The organism is Parashewanella sp. 2210YD4-3, assembly GCF_056591735.1.
Map to the genome: position 1 here is coordinate 313,510 of NZ_JBWQOG010000003.1, position 15,794 is coordinate 329,303.

Sequence of the window (15,794 nt, forward strand, 5' to 3'; positions counted from 1 at the left end):
ATTTTATAATTACTCAATAACATCAAAAGCTATATGAAACTTCGCCATATATAACTCGACCTTTCAAATCAACACGTTTAGCATCATAGGGTTTTCCGAATCCGTTCAACGCAAATGGAAAATCTGCATCAAAGATATTTCTTCCACCAACACGTACTGCAAGGCCGTTGGTAAATTCATATTTTAAGTTAAGATCAAAAGTTGTATAAGAGTCAACATTCATAAAAGGTAGATCTTTTCCTTTTAAATCTTGAGAGTCGTTTACGTAACTAGGGGTATACTTACCAATTACCTCACCAGACCACTTATCATAATTCCATCCAACACTTGAAACTATCTTATATCTATCAACTCCGTTAAATAGCCCAACAAAAGACTTTTTTTCTGATTCTGGTGTTGCTCGGTCAAACTGACTAATTACCCTTGTATAATAAATTCTTGGTGAGAATTGCCCAAAGTCAGTATCGAAAATTGATGTTAATTCAATATCAAGATTCTTTGATGTTCTTTCAGATATATTTATGGGTCGCCCTATATACTCGATCAATTTCCCACTGTCATCTCGAATAAAAAATTGATTGAGATTGCCATAAACTTCTTTTGGCAAAAGATCCATTAATTGCCCACTAGAAGAAATGCGGTTTTTTAGTTCGATATCTGAATAGGTGACGTCTAGTTTTGTGTTTTCACTCCAACTTGGCTCATAACTGAACCCTATACTAGTTATCTGAGAAGTTTCAGGTTTTAGATCTGGATTTGGACCAAATGTACTAAAAGCTGGAACGAATGGAAAGCCATCAACTAATGGATCAAACACAAAATTTGACATTCTTCTATCAGAGTTTCTTGTAGAAAATAAATCTGAAAAACTTGGTGCTTTAAATGCCTCAGTCCAACTGGTTCTAATTGTAAGGTCTTTATTCACATTCCAAGTTAAGCCAATACGAGGACTTAGGTTGCTAAACTTTGAATGAATAAGAATTGGTACTATTCGACCTGTTACAGGATCTTTTACTTCTTTGGGCCTGCCGAAATTATCAGGATCTGGCACTGGTACTTCATTGCCATCAACAATTTGGGTTACAATTTCGCGCCCTGCTGCCCCTTGCATATCGTATTTATCGTATCTTGCTTGTAAGGATAAAGTTAAGCCCTCTATATATGGAAATTTATTATTCTCCCCAATCAAAGGAATTCGTGCCTCAGCATAATAGGCATTTAATTTTCTGTTTGGGTTTAAAGTCCCATGTCTGTCAAAAAGGTCATCCTCGTCTTTATTATCAAGACCTTCTACACGATACTCAGTACCAATGACATAATTAATCGCGCCTGCTGGTAGACTTCCGAATTCTCCCGAAAAATATAAGTTAATGCTTTCATTCGTGGAAATATCTTCATTGGTTGAAATAGGAACTAACAACTCAGCAATTGTGGAGTTTTGTGCTGTACCATCTCCAAATAAATTAATAGCAACCTTCGGATCACTTGAATCTAATAATTCTCGTATCTTTTGCTCTTGCGCTAGATTTCGATACCTTGGATTTCGCTCTGTTGTTTGCCCATAGTCATACTGTGTTGTATCACTAGAAGACTCTGAATTTGTATACTCTAAGCTAATACTATTATCATCATTAAAGTCATATTGTAAGCCCAAATCAAATTGAATTAGTGTGCTTTCATTTGTTTGATTAAAGTTTCCTATCAACCCATTATCTCGCTCATAGACCGGATCATAACTTACCCAAACACTACGCTGTTGGTCTTTCGGCAAATTGTGGTAAGGGCTGAAAGCATTGCTAGCGTGCACCAAAAACTTACCTCCTGACAAAGGAGCTGCAGATGTTTTCGTTCTTGAACGTGTTGCAAGCAAGGTAGTATCTATAGACAATTTGTCTGTAAGGTCTTGCTGGAAATTAAAAGTAACAGAAGTATCAGATGTTTTGCCTCCTGCATCAGGAGCAATATTTTCTGACCATTCAGCTTGAGTTGGTGCTTTTAAATCATCAGGGGTTAACCCAATACCGTTCCCACTCGGCACTATAAAATCAAAAGGACGAAAGCTAGCAAATCGAGGTGGTAGGTTTGGAGGAACAACAATAATACCGGGCCTATTTAAATCACGATCTGTTTTATAATTATAGGCTTGGTTGCCACCAAACCTTGCACTATGATCTCGTGTTACAAAACCTGCTTTTTGAGTACTGATTGGAGTACTTTCACTATACCCTAAAGTTGCAGTTAAACTCCCTGAGTCCCAATTTGTTCCATAAGAACCACTAATTTTAGTAAATCCACCACCGTTGCTTGCTGAATCTCGCTGAATGTTTAGATTTCCGCCATTGTAATCTTTACGAGTAATGATATTAATTACACCTGCAATTGCATCGGTTCCGTAAACAGCTGAACCACCATCAAGCATGATGTCAACTCTTTCAATCGCATCTGCTGGAATTGTTTTTAAATTGGCAAAAAAATTCTGTTGACCAGCAGCACCTGCCATACGTTTACCATTAAGTAACACTAAGGTGTATTGTGAGCCAAGTCCACGTAAATTGGCTGTTGCAGTGCCAGAGCCAAGTGCACCTAGATTTGTATCTAGTGCACCACCAATATCCAAGTTGGTCGTAGAATTAAGCGTAGACAGGTTCTGAGGGATAGTACGTATGACATCTTCTGCAGAAACTAAGCCTCGCGCTCTGATGTCTTGCACCGTTATAGATTCAACACGAACAGATGGATCACCAACTTTAAGACGTGAGCCGGTAACTTCAAAAGATTCGATTTCTTCTTTTTTATTTACTTTATTATCTTCTTCAGCGAACGCCGAAGTAGACAATGAAGAGATTATTGCCAATGGCAATAATTTTTTTGACGTAAGGCAGTACTTATTCATAGATAAGGTTCCTGAGCTAGGCTATTGTCCTTGTCCTCTCTCCCGGAAGGAATATAGCGATATAGTTATTATTTAAATCAACTAACTACCTCTTTACGATGTTGATTGTTCTTACCAGTTACCGAAATCCATATTCAATAACTTACCTTACGTGAACCTTACGACAACCTTATTGTTTTACATTAATTTTACATATAAGAAAATTAAATTTTTGGTAAAAGGTCAAATGAATTGTTTTCGATATCAAACAAACAAGATATCCCCAAAAGTTATATCGGAATTGATTGCGTGAAGAAATATTAAGAAAAATTGATAGAGAAACATGCTCCACTATTTTCTAAGTTGGAAGCGGTAATTTTTCCTTTATGTAAACTGATAATGGATTTTACAATAGCTAACCCTAAACCATGACCGTCTCTATTTGGTGGAGACTTAGCGAAAGGTTCAAATAGCCTTGGTAAAACTGTAGGATTAATGCCTTGTCCTTGATCTTTGACTTGAATACAACCTTCTTCAGAAATTATTACCGATACCTTTCCATTTTTTGGTGAAAAAGAAACAGCGTTATCAATTAGATTTGCTATAGCTACTTCAAAAAGCCCCTTATCTCCAATAATCACATAATCATCAAATTCAGTGTCAAACTCCAATTCAACGCTATTAGTTATAGCATTGGGTGCTCTTTCAGCAATTACACCCTTTATAAGAGACACTAATTCTATTTCCTTTGTAAACTGTTCTGGCGTTTTTATACGCATCAACTTAAGCAAATCATTTATCAGTTTAGTTAAACGATGAATATCATTTTTTAATTCGTTTTTAACTTCACTATCTTCAATTTCTTCAATTCTGGTTCTTAAAATCGCTAGAGGGGTTCGCATTTCATGAGCAGCTGTAGATAAAAAGAAATTTTGCTGCTCTTTTGATTCGTCAATTTTTACTATCATTTGATTTATCGCACGCACCAACGGCAGCACTTCTGATGGAAGACCTTTTTCTGGAAGCTCATGATCAAGAGAATCTGGGTCAAAAGATTGTGCAACTTTAGCGACTCGCCGTATAGATTTAGTTGTAATTAGTACGACTAAAAATGCAATAACCATGATGCCTAGTGTCGTGTAGACATAATTTTTACTTCTATACCAAAGCCAGTCTTGTAAATCACTAGTAAACCATCCTTGGTATTCAGGGATCGGTGTCGTTATCCCCGACACTTCATAATAAATTTCCTTACTTCCACAAAGGCTGGAAAACACATATCCCATTCCATTGTCCGTCTTTTTGTACATTCTTAAACTGACATTGGCACAGTCATCAACATCTGTTAACTTACGTTCCATTTGTGTTACGTTGGGCAAATCAAAAAGTTTTGCCCAACGGGCAACTTTATTGCTAGTTGAACTATAAACGTCATCATTGATTTTTAAATAATATTCAAAGTTTGGATTATATTTTTTTACGTGCTTTATCTTTTCTGATCTTGTTAAATCATTAAGTGTATTTTCTTCACTTGGTCCAAAAACAAATTTGGTGACATCAGCTAGTGAATAATGGATGGTATTTTTTATAGGATCATCACCCTTATGCACCTTTAATATCGGTATCACAACAATTGCAAGCAATACCGTTACGAGAAAAGCAAAAGTTAAAGATAACATTTGCCCTAACATGGAGCGAAAAAGAAATGAAAAGTTCTTAATCATCTGTTATCTCTTTTAAAATATAGCCCACACCTCTCACAGTATGGATTGAGGCATTAATTTCATTTTCTTTAAGGTTTTTTCTTAACTTCGAAACATGAGATTCTAATGAATTAGATAGAATTTCGTCGTCGTAACCATACATCTCAGATTCTATAGTCTCACGTGTTGTTACCCTACCTACACGCTGAATAAGCGTTTCAAGTACGACCATTTCACGTCTAGGTAAAACAAACGCGTCACCATTAAGTTGAAAGCTACGCCCAACGCAATCAAAAACCAATTGACCACATTTGACTTCTTTGGTTACTTCCTCTAATCCGTGCCTCATAGCTGCACGAATTCTTGCAAGCAATTCATCTGGTTCAAATGGTTTGGGAATATAGTCATCAGCCCCGAGATCCAGTCCTTGAATCTTATCTCCTACCTCATTGAGCGCACTTAGTACAAGAAAACGATTTGGGATATGTTTATGTTGAGAGAACTTAATCAATTCAAGGCCTTCCCCGTCAGGAAGCATCCGGTCTAATAAGATTATGTCATATTTGATATCTACGACAGCAGCCTTAGCGATCGCAAGAGAAGGCGCTACATCGACTACATACCCTTCTCGAATTAATAAACGACGATTTACATCAGCTAAATTCATATCGTCTTCAACTAACAAAATACGCATACAAAAACCTCCATATTTATAAACATATTTGTAACATATGAAAAATACAAAGAACAGCTTAATTAATGAGGATTTTTCACTGCTATGCGGATTTTATTGTTGACATAAAAAGCTTATGAAAAGCTTATGGGGTAAAGAAATGAGATTTTTAAGAGATAAAGGCAGAGATTATCCTCTGCCCGGTAATTTTTTCCATGTGACTGTATCGCGCAAGTAAACAGGAGAAAGATCATCTACCGACGTATATAGCCCTTTTTGCCATGCTTCAATTGCAATCGAGAGCATTGCTTTGGCTGAAGGAAGCTCTGCGAGGGGCTGAATTTCTAAATCGGCAAAATTTTCAGCTAAATCAGGATAAGCAGAAAATCCCGTTCCGCAGCCAGTAACTTTCATTGCATTATCTAAAGAAATGCTGATGCTTTTTGGTGCACAGACTTGTTCATCAGAAACTGCAATACATTTGTCTTCTTCGATTCTATATTGTGCTGTGTAAATCTCATTCATTCGAGCATCAATGGCACAAATGATTTGCTTTGCTCCATGTTCTTTAGCGACTTGAGCCATGGTTTCTAAAGTTGATACACCATAAACAGGAATATTGTGCCCTAAAGCCAAGCCTTGTGTCATGCTTGTGCAAATTCTAATCCCTGTAAAGCTTCCGGGACCACGGCCATAAGCAATTCCATCTACATCACTAAGTGAAACATCCGCTTTAGACAGTAATAAATCAACCATTCCTAACAGTCTTTGACTGTGCTCTCTTGGCGCATTGGCTGATTCAAAGAATATTTGGCCATTTACATACAATGCTGCGGAGCAGGCTTCTGTGCAAGTATCAACGGCAAGAATAATTGGGTTAGTTTTAGGCATAGTGTTACTACAAATTGAAAGGTTAGATTGCTAACGCATGAAAAGGACAGAAATCGCGATTAGAGCATAAGCATAGGCAAAATAGCAAGTGGGATTAACCCCACTTGCCAGGAGCAATAGATTACTTACGCTTTTCAGCCATTTGAGTAATCAATGGCTTACTTAACGTCTTTAATTGCTCAAGAGGGAGTGCTTTATCTTCAATATCATGAAGAGTGATTTTAACTGATGAGTTATCTTGTGGTTCAACAGTTAAACGATACGATCCTTCTTTAAGATCAATCTTATTGCTGTCACCCCACAATGAGCTCCAAAAACCGGTATCATTTTTATAATCTACGAAGTACAGGTTTTTACTTAAATCTTTGTCAACAATTTCAAAACCTAGTTCTGGTAAAACGATGCGTAATCGTTCCCAAACTTTGTTATGAGCAGAGTTAACTATCCAGTAACCGGACTCCGAGTCCGTTTTAAACTCAACTTTCATGCCTAGGCTACGCTCTACACGTTCAGCTTTAATCGCTTTATTTCGCTCAATTCTTAAATAAGAAATGGCTGAATTTAACATATCAACTGTATAGCGATGCATATCTGTATCGGTAAGCTTCATTCCTTGCATATCACCATTATATTGCTCTTGGTGATCAAGTAATTTAACTGCGATTTCTCCAGTACGTCCGTGGGGTTTTATGTTCACATCAAATTCATAACGTTGACGCAAAGTGTAACTGGTATCGCTGCCGATAATACTTGAATCAATAACTTTAGTGGTATCAACCCAATCAGTTTGTATTTTCAAAGGATTATCGGTTTGTTTCAATATTGAGATGTTACGGCTCTTAAGAAACGCTTTAAGCGTTGCAATTATCTCGTTCTTAAGATTTATTTTATTATTTACTGATTCAACAAGTACTTTTACACCCTTACTATTATCCTCAACCCGAGTTCCTTCAGCCAATGCCAACACTTGCAAAGGGGGACGAATATCTAGGGAGGCTCCAACTTGCTTTGGCGCATCATTACTTAGTTTAGGCAAATCAAATTCTGACTTATAGGTGATCGGCTTCAAACCATTGGGAATAATAAGTGATGGTTCTGTTTTTTGTTTGGTGTAATTATCCGAACCGTTAGCTTGACGACGGTCTGTTGGAGTAGAACAAGCTGCAACGGTCATAATCAAGACCAATGGTGAAACTTTTTTTAGCATGTAATTATTTAACCTCTAGTTGGGCTTTTTTCATTGCGTCTATTAACAGACCATGGTGACTAGAAGAAAGTTCAGTCAAAGGTAGTCTCATTGTTGGATTAGCAATTAAATCAAGATGGTATGAAGCCCATTTTACAGGGATAGGATTTGCTTCTACAAATAAAGCATCATAAAGACCAGATAAGCTTTCATCAACTTGTTGAGAAAGATCTGTGTTACCAGCTAAAGCAAGATCACAAAGGTGTTTGAATTTTTTTGGGGCGATGTTATTCACCACAGAAATAACCCCATCTCCACCGAGCAACATAAACTCACGGCAAGTGGCATCATCCCCACTTAAAATTGCAAAATCTTCACCGCAAAGTTCACGCAAAATTTCGACTCTATTAACATCACCGGTAGCTTCTTTTATACCAACAACATTAGATAATTTAGCAAGCTGAGCAACAACTTCTGGCTGCATGTCTACAGCTGTTCTGCCGGGAACGTTATATAAAATCTGAGGGACATCTGTGCTGTTAGCTACTTGTGTAAAGTGTGCAATTAAACCTTTGGGAGATGGTTTATTGTAATAAGGAGTGACGCAAAGCATTGCATCTATACCAAGTGGTGAGAGCGCTTGGGTAAGCTCAACAGCATGTGCCGTGGAGTTCGAACCATTTCCAGCAATGACATGCACTCTACCGTCTACGACTGTTACAACATGTTTAACTACATCAACATATTCAGTTGTAGTAAGAGTTGCGGACTCGCCAGTTGTACCAACAGCAACAATCCCATCAGTGCCATTTTCGATATGAAATTCAATCAGCCTATTTAAGCTTGGGTAATCAATACTACCATCAAGCTCCAAGGGCGTGACTAAGGCAACAAAACTTCCCTTAAACATTTGTTATCCCCTCAACTAAGAAAAATTCTCAAGTATCACTTGAGCCACGCTATGTTACTTACGCTCAGCAATAATGACAAGTACAAACAAGAGGATAAATTTGGTAACATCTTCCTCCCAATTGAGTTCTGTGGTTTATTGCAGTCAATTTTCGCTTTTCCAAAGAGGTAAATTAATGACCAATTATTTAGTACTTACGGCTATGGGAGCAGACCGCTCCGGTATTGTAAGCCGCCTTGCAATGCTCGCTAGGGATTGTGATTGCGATATTGTCGATAGCAGAATGGCAATTTTTGGAAGTGAATTTACCATGATTATGATGCTTTCAGGCTCTTGGACATCAATCGCAAAAATAGAAACAACTATCCCAAGCTTGAGTGCAGAGTTGGATTTATTAACCGTGGTTAAGCGGACATCAAAACATACGCTTACTAACTTTATCTCTAGGTTAGAAGTTAATTTTTCTGGCACAAACCAGCAAGGTACTATGGCAACCATTACCCGTTTTCTTGCAGATAAACAGTTAGACTTAGCAAGTGTTAAATCCCATGCTGAATCTGGTGATGATGGCAACCACACACAACAAATTCAGGTGATTGTTAATATTCCTGAATCAATCTCTCCTAATGAAATAACCCCGCAAATTATGGAAATGGCGCAACAGCTTGGATTAGAATGTTCTATAAAACAACTTTCCAAAATTTCTCAGGATGAATAATTTATGAATACCCTACAAGCAGGCGATAAAGCACCTTTATTCAATTTGCAAGATCAAAAAGGTGAAACACATTCTTTAGAATCAGCATTAAAGACAGGGAGAGTATTAGTATATTTTTATCCCAAAGCAAGCACACCAGGTTGTACAGTACAAGCATGTGGATTACGAGATTCAAAAGTCGAACTAGATGATCTTAATATTACGGTATTTGGGTTAAGCCCTGATCCGGTTGCTAAGCTAACACGATTTAGTGATAAGCAAGAATTGAATTTTACCCTATTGAGTGATGAAGACCACGCTATTGCGGATGCCTTTGGTGTTTGGGGAGAAAAGAAGTTCATGGGAAAAGTGTACGATGGAATCCACCGTTTAAGCTTTCTAATCGCTCAAGATGGCACTATCGAGCATGTTTTTAATAAATTTAAAACTAAAGAACACCACCAAGTTGTTTTAAATCACCTCAAAGGTTAATCCTCCAAGCTCACTTCTGTTTGCTGATGAAGCCCAAGTTCTTAAACTAGGATTTGGGTAAGTCAAGCCAGCTCAAGAACCAACAGTTATGCTTCCCCAGACTTTGCCAATCTGTAAAAAACTAAAAATAAACCCCAATATCCTAAAATATTGGGGTTTGACTTTAATTTCAGACCACTTAATAGTTGGTCTTGGTAAAGTTTATTATTTAACCATGTTAGATTTTTCTACACGGCTTTTCAATTTTTGCCCAGGGCGGAAAGTAACTACCCTGCGTGCTGAAATTGGAATATCTTCACCCGTTTTTGGATTCCTTCCCGGTCTTTGATTCTTATCCCTAAGGTCAAAATTGCCAAAGCCAGATAGCTTGACCTGCTCACCATTTTCGAGTGCCCCACGAATTTCTTCAAAGAACATCTCAACAATCTCTTTGGCTAGGCGCTTGTTAATGCCAAGCTCTTCAAAAAGATGTTCTGCCATTTCGGCTTTGGTAAGTGCCATACTTTAATCCCTCAACGATGCGTTGAACTCTTTTTTAAGAACAGAAACTATAGAGTCAACTTGCTCTGTAATTTCTTTTTCTTCCAGTGTACGAGTAGTGTCTTGTAATATCAGTGCAATAGCTAAACTTTTCTTGCCTTCCTCAATACCTTTACCTTGGTAAACGTCAAACAAGTTCACTCCAACTAACTGATTATCGCTTACTTTTTGAATTGCATCAACAATATTTCCAGCTGCGATAGAGTCATCTACAACAACTGCAATATCACGTCGGTTCGCAGGGAATTTAGAAACTGCCTGTGCTGAAGGGATCTTCTGTTGCAACAAAGCGTCTAATTCGACTTCGAAAACAATTGTCTTGCCATTCAAGCCAAAAGGCTTTTCCAAGTTTGGATGGATTACACCGATATAACCAATTACTCGATCATTTCTTAGTATTTCAGCAGATTGCCCTGGATGCAGCGCAGAATGCTGACAGGCTTTAAAAGTAAATTCAGAAGCGTCTGCTGTCAAGCCAATAATCGCCTCTAAATCACCTTTAAGATCGAAGAAATCAACAGCTTTGCTTTCCATTGACCAATGTTCGTCCGCATTATTACCCGTAATGACGGCTCCGATCATTTGCTGTTGGCGAACACCAGATTCTGCATTTTCGTCCGGTACAAAACGCAAACCTGTTTCAAACAAGCGTACACGACCTTGCTGACGTTTTTGGTTGTATGCCACAGTAGTCAAAAGACCTGTGAACATAGACAAACGCATAACTGACATTTCGCTGGAAATTGGATTTGGCAATTCCATAACTTTTGCTTCTGGATGAACCAGCTGCTGTAGTTTAGGATCAACAAAACTATAAGTAATTGCTTCTTGGAAACCACGAGTGATTAACGTTTGACGCACTTTGCGAAGTGGTAAGTTTGCCTCTTTATGATCAGACATAACCAAACGAGCTTGTGGTGCAGTGTTTGGTATATTGTTATAACCATAAATACGAGCAACTTCTTCAATCAAATCATCTTCGATAGCCATATCAAAACGATAGGTACGAGTAGTCACTTGCCAGCTACTTTCTTTCACTTCAACGGCGAAACCTAAAAGCTCTAGAATCTCTACAACATCAGTATCACCAATGTGATGACCTAATCGACTATCAAGACGAGCGCGACGAAGTGTAATGATATTTTCAGTTGGAAGTTCTTGATCAGCAACGGCTTCAACAACCTCACCAGCTTCACCACCGCAAATGTCTAAAATAAGACGAGTTGCTCGATCCATCACTTTACGCTGAATTTGCGGGTCAACACCACGCTCGAAACGATGAGAAGCATCAGTGTGCAAGCCATACTGACGCGCTTTTCCACGAATCGCACTCGGAGCAAAAAACGCACATTCAAGGATGATATCTTGAGTTTCAGAGGTTACTCCTGAAGATTCACCTCCAAAGATACCGCCTAATGCTACAACGCCATTATCGTCAGCAATAGCAAGAACATCATTCGCAACAGTAATTTCATTACCGTCCAATAAGGTAAGTTTTTCTTCACCGTTACCGAAACGAACTTGAATATCACCTACTATTTTAGCGGCATCAAATGCGTGCATTGGTTGACCAAACTCAATCAATACATAGTTAGTCACGTCAACAATTGGATCGATTGAACGAATGCCACTGCGGCGCAATTTCTCTTGCATCCAAAGCGGTGTTTCAGCTTTAACGTCAATACCTTTAACAGTACGAGCTAAGTAACGTGGACAAGCAGCACCTTCAATTACATTGACGTTTGGCTTATCTGAAGCTGTCGCAGTGACGGCTTCCCAAGTTGGCTCTGTCGCTGTGGTACGGTTAAGTACTGCAACTTCACGGGCTAGACCAACCATACCAAGACAATCTGCACGGTTCGCGGTTAAATCAACATCGATAATTTTATCGTTAAGATCTAAATATTCACGGATATCTTTGCCAATAGGTGCATCCAGTGGTAGTTCAATGATACCATCACTTTCAATATCAATGCCTAGTTCAGTGTACGAGCACAGCATACCGAAAGATGGTTGACCACGCAGTTTTGCTTTCTTTATTTTGAAGTCACCAGGCAGTTTGGCACCTACCATTGCAACAGCAACTTTCAAACCTAAACGGCAGTTGGGTGCACCACAAACGATATCAATCAGTTCTTCTTCACCAACGTTGATCTTGGTTACGCGCAGTTTGTCAGCATCAGGGTGCTGACCACATTCAACCACTTCACCAACGATTACACCACTGAATTCTTCAGCAACGGGATCTACACCATCAACTTCTAGGCCAGCCATGGTGATTTGTTCTGATAATGCTTCACTATCAATAGCAGGATTAACCCACTCACGAAGCCATGATTCACTAAATTTCATTTTAAATTTGCTCCGTTATTTGTATTGCTTTAAGAAACGTAAATCGTTTTCAAAGAATGAACGTAAATCGTTCACGCCATAACGCAGCATAGTAAGACGCTCTACGCCCATACCGAATGCGAAACCAGAGTATTTTTCTGGGTCGATACCAACGCTTCTTAATACATTTGGATGTACCATTCCGCAGCCAAGTACTTCTAACCAGCCATTCTTACCTTTAACATCTACTTCCGCTGAAGGCTCTGTGAACGGGAAGTAAGATGGACGGAAACGCACTTCTAAATCATCTTCGAAGAAGTTACGTAAAAAATCGTGCAAAATACCTTTCAATTCAGCAAAAGTGGCATGCTCATCTACCATCAAACCTTCTACCTGGTGGAACATCGGTGTGTGGGTTTGATCATAATCATTACGATAAACACGACCTGGAGAAATGATACGCAATGGCGGTTGCTCTTGCTCCATAGTTCGGATCTGAACACCTGAAGTTTGAGTACGTAGCACTAACTTAGGGTTAAAGTAGAAAGTATCGTGATCAGCACGAGCTGGGTGATGTGCAGGGATATTCAATGCATCAAAGTTATGAAAGTCATCTTCAATCTCTGGACCTTGTTTTACACTAAAGCCTAACTCCCCAAAGAAAGTTTCGATTCTTTCAATAGTTCGAGTTACTGGATGCAAGCCACCAAGTTCAAGACCGCGACCAGGTAAAGTTACATCAATGCTTTCTGTCTTTAGCTTTTCTGCTAACAATTCAGCTTTAATGTTTTCAATTTTTGTATTTAAAGCACGCTGGACACTTTGTTTAGCGTCATTGACAGCTTGACCAAAAGCTGGCTTTTCTTCAGGTGATAAAGTAGCCATCATTCGCATCATTGCGGTTATCTGACCTTTCTTACCTAAAAAATCAACTCTAATGTCGTCCAACGCTTTCAAATCGTTGGTTTGCTCTATCACTTCTAAGGCTTTAGATACGATGTCTGTAAGTTGTTGCATTGTAGGTTCCACTGCATACCAAAACTAAGATTAGAAAAAGATTCTAATCCTAGTGAAAACATACATTTTGACGGATATGAAAAAAGGAAAATTTTACGTTATCGCAGCGTTTTTGACTAGGGGCTATTCTTGTTTTTCTTCTTTAAATAAGCGGAATCTAAAAGATAATGTTAATTAGGTATAACAAGAGTGAAAAATCAAATCACACTAGATAAAATTAATCGTTGCCACTTAGCTGAAACCGCAGCTCAATTTGTAGGATAAATATAACCAAATGAGCATATTGAACACATATTTGCCACTTAAATCACAATTTTGAAAATGTTGTTTAAGGTTTTGCAACGAGTGCCGATTAAACTATGTGTCTAGCCACTAATCCCATGTATTTATCGCGGATAAAAACCCTATGAAAGAAGTAAAATTTCGCTGGATTGACGGATTGTTAATTCAAATGACCATAAAGCAAAAATTCATAGCTTTAGCTACTTTTGCAATATTGCCATTGATTGCACTAACTTATGTCATGAGTGCACAGGTCAATCAAGCTCATATTGAGCAGTATCTTGAAAGCCAAGTTGATTCGCTGAATCAACAAATCAAGATAATTCAAACGATGGAGCATGATGCTCTATCTCAATTAAACATAGAAGGACAATTAACAGATATAGCAAAATTGCCTTCTGAGCAAAAAGGGATTGCTCTATCTGGTGGTGGTGTTCTTGGAAATAAGGCAATAAGTCAAGTTTCAACCAATCAAAAGGCACTGATAAAAAACCTTGATTTAGAAGGACAAAATTTATTTGATCATATAAGCTACATCTATTTAATCGCGGCGATTTGCGTATTATTTGTAGCAATTGCGATATATTACGTTTCAACCTTCATTCGTGGTGCATTATATACAACAGTTCAGGCTCTTGATAATGCAGCAAACGGAGATTTAACTCAGCGTCTAAACTTCCAGATAGTACCTGATGAATTCAGTGTATTAGCAGTAAGTATTGATTCATTAGTTGAACGCCAACATAACTTAGTTCAGCAATTAATGACCGCCACGACTAAGATCCGTGACGTTGTGATTGATTTCCGTGCAAGTGCATCTCAAGGTCAAAGCTTAGCTGTTGAGCAGCGTCAGCACTTGGACTCTTTAGCTACGGCAATGGAAGAAATGACAGCTGCTGTCAAAGAGGTTTCAAGAAATGCTGAGCAATCTGCAGCAGAAACACAAGAAACCAACCATCAAATCACAACAGGTTCTGAAGATATTTCAAGCACTGTTTCTGTTGTTGGTGATTTAGCCCATGACATTACCAACGCTTCTGAAGCTGTTCATGAGCTCAATGATAATGCTTCTAGAATTGATGAAGTGGTAACTACGATTAATGCCATCTCAGAACAAACAAATTTACTTGCACTTAATGCCGCAATTGAAGCAGCACGAGCTGGTGAACAGGGACGCGGCTTTGCAGTAGTAGCAGATGAAGTTCGAACACTTGCAGGTCGCACACAATCAGCGACAGTTGAAATTAAATCTATGATTGAATCGCTTCAACAAGGCGCAAGTGCCCTAACACAAATCATGGCCAGAACGGTCGAGCAAGCTGAGCAAGGTAAGCAATGCATCATAAAAACTGGTGAAGACTTAAGCTCCATTTCAAATAAGAGCGATAGAGTTCTTGATATGAGTGTCTTAATTGCTAGTTCAGCAGAAGAACAATCAGCTACCGTAAATGAAGTAGCCAGCAACTTAATGGAGATTAGAAATCAGTCTCACGACGTTGAAAACTCAGCCAACAATGCAGTATCAGGTTGCGATGAGTTACATGCAACAGCGGAGACTCTAGATCAGTTATTAGTAGGCTTAAAGGTTTAAACAGTTAGTAACAGACCTTAAAATATACTGTATCGAACAGTAGCTATTTCAAAAATTAATAGAGTCCTATCTCAATGCATGATATAGCTACTTCACAAATTGCTTCATATAGTTACAAACCAGCTATGGCGCTTGAAGATCCTTTAGAATCATGTCAATCCATGATTACCTTGTGTACAGATGATATCAACTTAGAGGATCTTTCTAGCGATGAAGACGACACTAAAGAAGTTAGTATCGTCTCTAAACTTTATAGTTCGTCCTCACTCACTCCCGCCAAAGAACATAGACCCCCTCTTTCTCTAGCAGACAAGGCTAAACACTTTCATTCCTCTAGCCTAAATAACTTTTCTGAAGCCTCAAACCAAGCTAGATTTAGTTCAAATTATAAAAGTGTGCTGTCTCAATCTGCAGAAACCCGCAGTGTAATTTACGGTCTACAAAAGTGGAGTGTTGAGCTAAAGAGTAAAGATAAGCAAAGCTCTGCGAACCAACAGGTGAGCGGCGAGAGTAAAAAACTAAGTAAGGAAAGTAAGGTTCAGCAATACATGAGACACGGTTTGCAAAGTTCACAACGAACAAAGCCCCAGAAAAACTGAGGCTTTGAAA

Annotated in this window: 14 protein-coding genes; 5 read left to right on the forward strand and 9 right to left on the reverse strand. The window is 38.5% G+C overall.

Features of this window, described 5'->3' with window-relative positions:
• Positions 1 to 22: 22 nt before the first annotated feature.
• Positions 23 to 2,710, reverse strand: a complete 2,688-nt coding sequence (locus AC1EU0_RS06640; RefSeq protein ID WP_480301567.1) for a TonB-dependent receptor domain-containing protein — start codon at positions 2,708 to 2,710, stop codon at positions 23 to 25.
• Here AC1EU0_RS06640 and AC1EU0_RS06645 point away from each other — a divergent pair.
• Positions 2,664 to 2,969: a hypothetical protein gene (locus AC1EU0_RS06645; RefSeq protein ID WP_480301571.1), complete on the forward strand. Its 306-nt coding sequence runs from the start codon at positions 2,664 to 2,666 to the stop codon at positions 2,967 to 2,969. The genes AC1EU0_RS06640 and AC1EU0_RS06645 overlap by 47 nt on opposite strands.
• 223 nt (positions 2,970 to 3,192) lie before the next feature.
• Here the strand turns inward: AC1EU0_RS06645 and AC1EU0_RS06650 are convergent, their stop codons facing one another.
• The 5 genes from AC1EU0_RS06650 to dapA form a co-directional block, all read right to left on the reverse strand.
• The gene (locus AC1EU0_RS06650) at positions 3,193 to 4,596 is read right to left on the reverse strand and encodes a HAMP domain-containing sensor histidine kinase (RefSeq protein ID WP_480301384.1); all 1,404 of its coding nucleotides are present in this window, start codon (positions 4,594 to 4,596) and stop codon (positions 3,193 to 3,195) included.
• The gene (locus AC1EU0_RS06655) at positions 4,589 to 5,269 is read right to left on the reverse strand and encodes a response regulator transcription factor (RefSeq protein WP_480301386.1); all 681 of its coding nucleotides are present in this window, start codon (positions 5,267 to 5,269) and stop codon (positions 4,589 to 4,591) included. The genes AC1EU0_RS06650 and AC1EU0_RS06655 overlap by 8 nt, the downstream gene beginning before the upstream one ends.
• A gap of 168 nt (positions 5,270 to 5,437) precedes the next feature.
• Positions 5,438 to 6,139, reverse strand: coding sequence for a tRNA (adenosine(37)-N6)-threonylcarbamoyltransferase complex dimerization subunit type 1 TsaB (gene tsaB / locus AC1EU0_RS06660; protein WP_480301387.1), 702 nt, complete (start codon positions 6,137 to 6,139; stop codon positions 5,438 to 5,440).
• Between the two features lie 121 nt (positions 6,140 to 6,260).
• Complete coding sequence (gene bamC, locus AC1EU0_RS06665; RefSeq protein ID WP_480301389.1) at positions 6,261 to 7,346, reverse strand: outer membrane protein assembly factor BamC; 1,086 nt, start codon at positions 7,344 to 7,346, stop codon at positions 6,261 to 6,263.
• Between the two features lie 4 nt (positions 7,347 to 7,350).
• Positions 7,351 to 8,235, reverse strand: a complete 885-nt coding sequence (gene dapA / locus AC1EU0_RS06670) for a 4-hydroxy-tetrahydrodipicolinate synthase (protein WP_480301390.1) — start codon at positions 8,233 to 8,235, stop codon at positions 7,351 to 7,353.
• Between the two features lie 175 nt (positions 8,236 to 8,410).
• Between dapA and AC1EU0_RS06675 the strand changes: the two genes are divergently transcribed.
• Together AC1EU0_RS06675 and bcp are read left to right on the forward strand one after the other, a co-directional pair.
• Positions 8,411 to 8,953: a glycine cleavage system transcriptional repressor gene (locus AC1EU0_RS06675; protein WP_480301391.1), complete on the forward strand. Its 543-nt coding sequence runs from the start codon at positions 8,411 to 8,413 to the stop codon at positions 8,951 to 8,953.
• A gap of 3 nt (positions 8,954 to 8,956) precedes the next feature.
• Complete coding sequence (gene bcp, locus AC1EU0_RS06680) at positions 8,957 to 9,424, forward strand: thioredoxin-dependent thiol peroxidase (RefSeq protein WP_480301393.1); 468 nt, start codon at positions 8,957 to 8,959, stop codon at positions 9,422 to 9,424.
• A 204-nt stretch (positions 9,425 to 9,628) separates the two neighbouring features.
• On the opposite strand, the gene ihfA is transcribed toward bcp, so the two are convergent.
• Genes ihfA through pheS form a run of 3 tightly spaced genes read right to left on the reverse strand, consistent with a single transcriptional unit; the run spans position 9,629 to position 13,312 of the window.
• A complete protein-coding gene (ihfA, locus tag AC1EU0_RS06685) occupies positions 9,629 to 9,925 on the reverse strand; it encodes an integration host factor subunit alpha (RefSeq protein WP_480301395.1) in 297 nt (98 codons plus the stop codon).
• 3 nt (positions 9,926 to 9,928) lie between these two features.
• Positions 9,929 to 12,316, reverse strand: a complete 2,388-nt coding sequence (pheT, locus tag AC1EU0_RS06690; protein WP_480301396.1) for a phenylalanine--tRNA ligase subunit beta — start codon at positions 12,314 to 12,316, stop codon at positions 9,929 to 9,931.
• Between the two features lie 15 nt (positions 12,317 to 12,331).
• Entirely contained in the window at positions 12,332 to 13,312 is a 981-nt protein-coding gene (gene pheS, locus AC1EU0_RS06695; protein WP_480301398.1) for a phenylalanine--tRNA ligase subunit alpha, read from the reverse strand.
• A gap of 406 nt (positions 13,313 to 13,718) precedes the next feature.
• Between pheS and AC1EU0_RS06700 the strand changes: the two genes are divergently transcribed.
• Together AC1EU0_RS06700 and AC1EU0_RS06705 are read left to right on the forward strand one after the other, a co-directional pair.
• Positions 13,719 to 15,185: a methyl-accepting chemotaxis protein gene (locus tag AC1EU0_RS06700; protein WP_480301400.1), complete on the forward strand. Its 1,467-nt coding sequence runs from the start codon at positions 13,719 to 13,721 to the stop codon at positions 15,183 to 15,185.
• Positions 15,186 to 15,259: 74 nt separating this feature from the next.
• Positions 15,260 to 15,784, forward strand: coding sequence for a hypothetical protein (locus tag AC1EU0_RS06705; RefSeq protein ID WP_480301401.1), 525 nt, complete (start codon positions 15,260 to 15,262; stop codon positions 15,782 to 15,784).
• Positions 15,785 to 15,794 lie beyond the last annotated feature (10 nt).

Bases quoted from the DNA above. Each gene is read 5' to 3' on its own strand.
- AC1EU0_RS06645 (WP_480301571.1), top strand. From the start codon at position 2,664: ATGACATCTTCTGCAGAAACTAAGCCTCGCGCTCTGATGTCTTGCACC.
- AC1EU0_RS06650 (WP_480301384.1), bottom strand. From the start codon at position 4,596: ATGATTAAGAACTTTTCATTTCTTTTTCGCTCCATGTTAGGGCAAATG.
- AC1EU0_RS06655 (WP_480301386.1), bottom strand. From the start codon at position 5,269: ATGCGTATTTTGTTAGTTGAAGACGATATGAATTTAGCTGATGTAAAT.
- tsaB (WP_480301387.1), bottom strand. From the start codon at position 6,139: ATGCCTAAAACTAACCCAATTATTCTTGCCGTTGATACTTGCACAGAA.
- bamC (WP_480301389.1), bottom strand. From the start codon at position 7,346: ATGCTAAAAAAAGTTTCACCATTGGTCTTGATTATGACCGTTGCAGCT.
- dapA (WP_480301390.1), bottom strand. From the start codon at position 8,235: ATGTTTAAGGGAAGTTTTGTTGCCTTAGTCACGCCCTTGGAGCTTGAT.
- AC1EU0_RS06675 (WP_480301391.1), top strand. From the start codon at position 8,411: ATGACCAATTATTTAGTACTTACGGCTATGGGAGCAGACCGCTCCGGT.
- bcp (WP_480301393.1), top strand. From the start codon at position 8,957: ATGAATACCCTACAAGCAGGCGATAAAGCACCTTTATTCAATTTGCAA.
- ihfA (WP_480301395.1), bottom strand. From the start codon at position 9,925: ATGGCACTTACCAAAGCCGAAATGGCAGAACATCTTTTTGAAGAGCTT.
- pheT (WP_480301396.1), bottom strand. From the start codon at position 12,316: ATGAAATTTAGTGAATCATGGCTTCGTGAGTGGGTTAATCCTGCTATT.
- pheS (WP_480301398.1), bottom strand. From the start codon at position 13,312: ATGCAACAACTTACAGACATCGTATCTAAAGCCTTAGAAGTGATAGAG.
- AC1EU0_RS06700 (WP_480301400.1), top strand. From the start codon at position 13,719: ATGAAAGAAGTAAAATTTCGCTGGATTGACGGATTGTTAATTCAAATG.
- AC1EU0_RS06705 (WP_480301401.1), top strand. From the start codon at position 15,260: ATGCATGATATAGCTACTTCACAAATTGCTTCATATAGTTACAAACCA.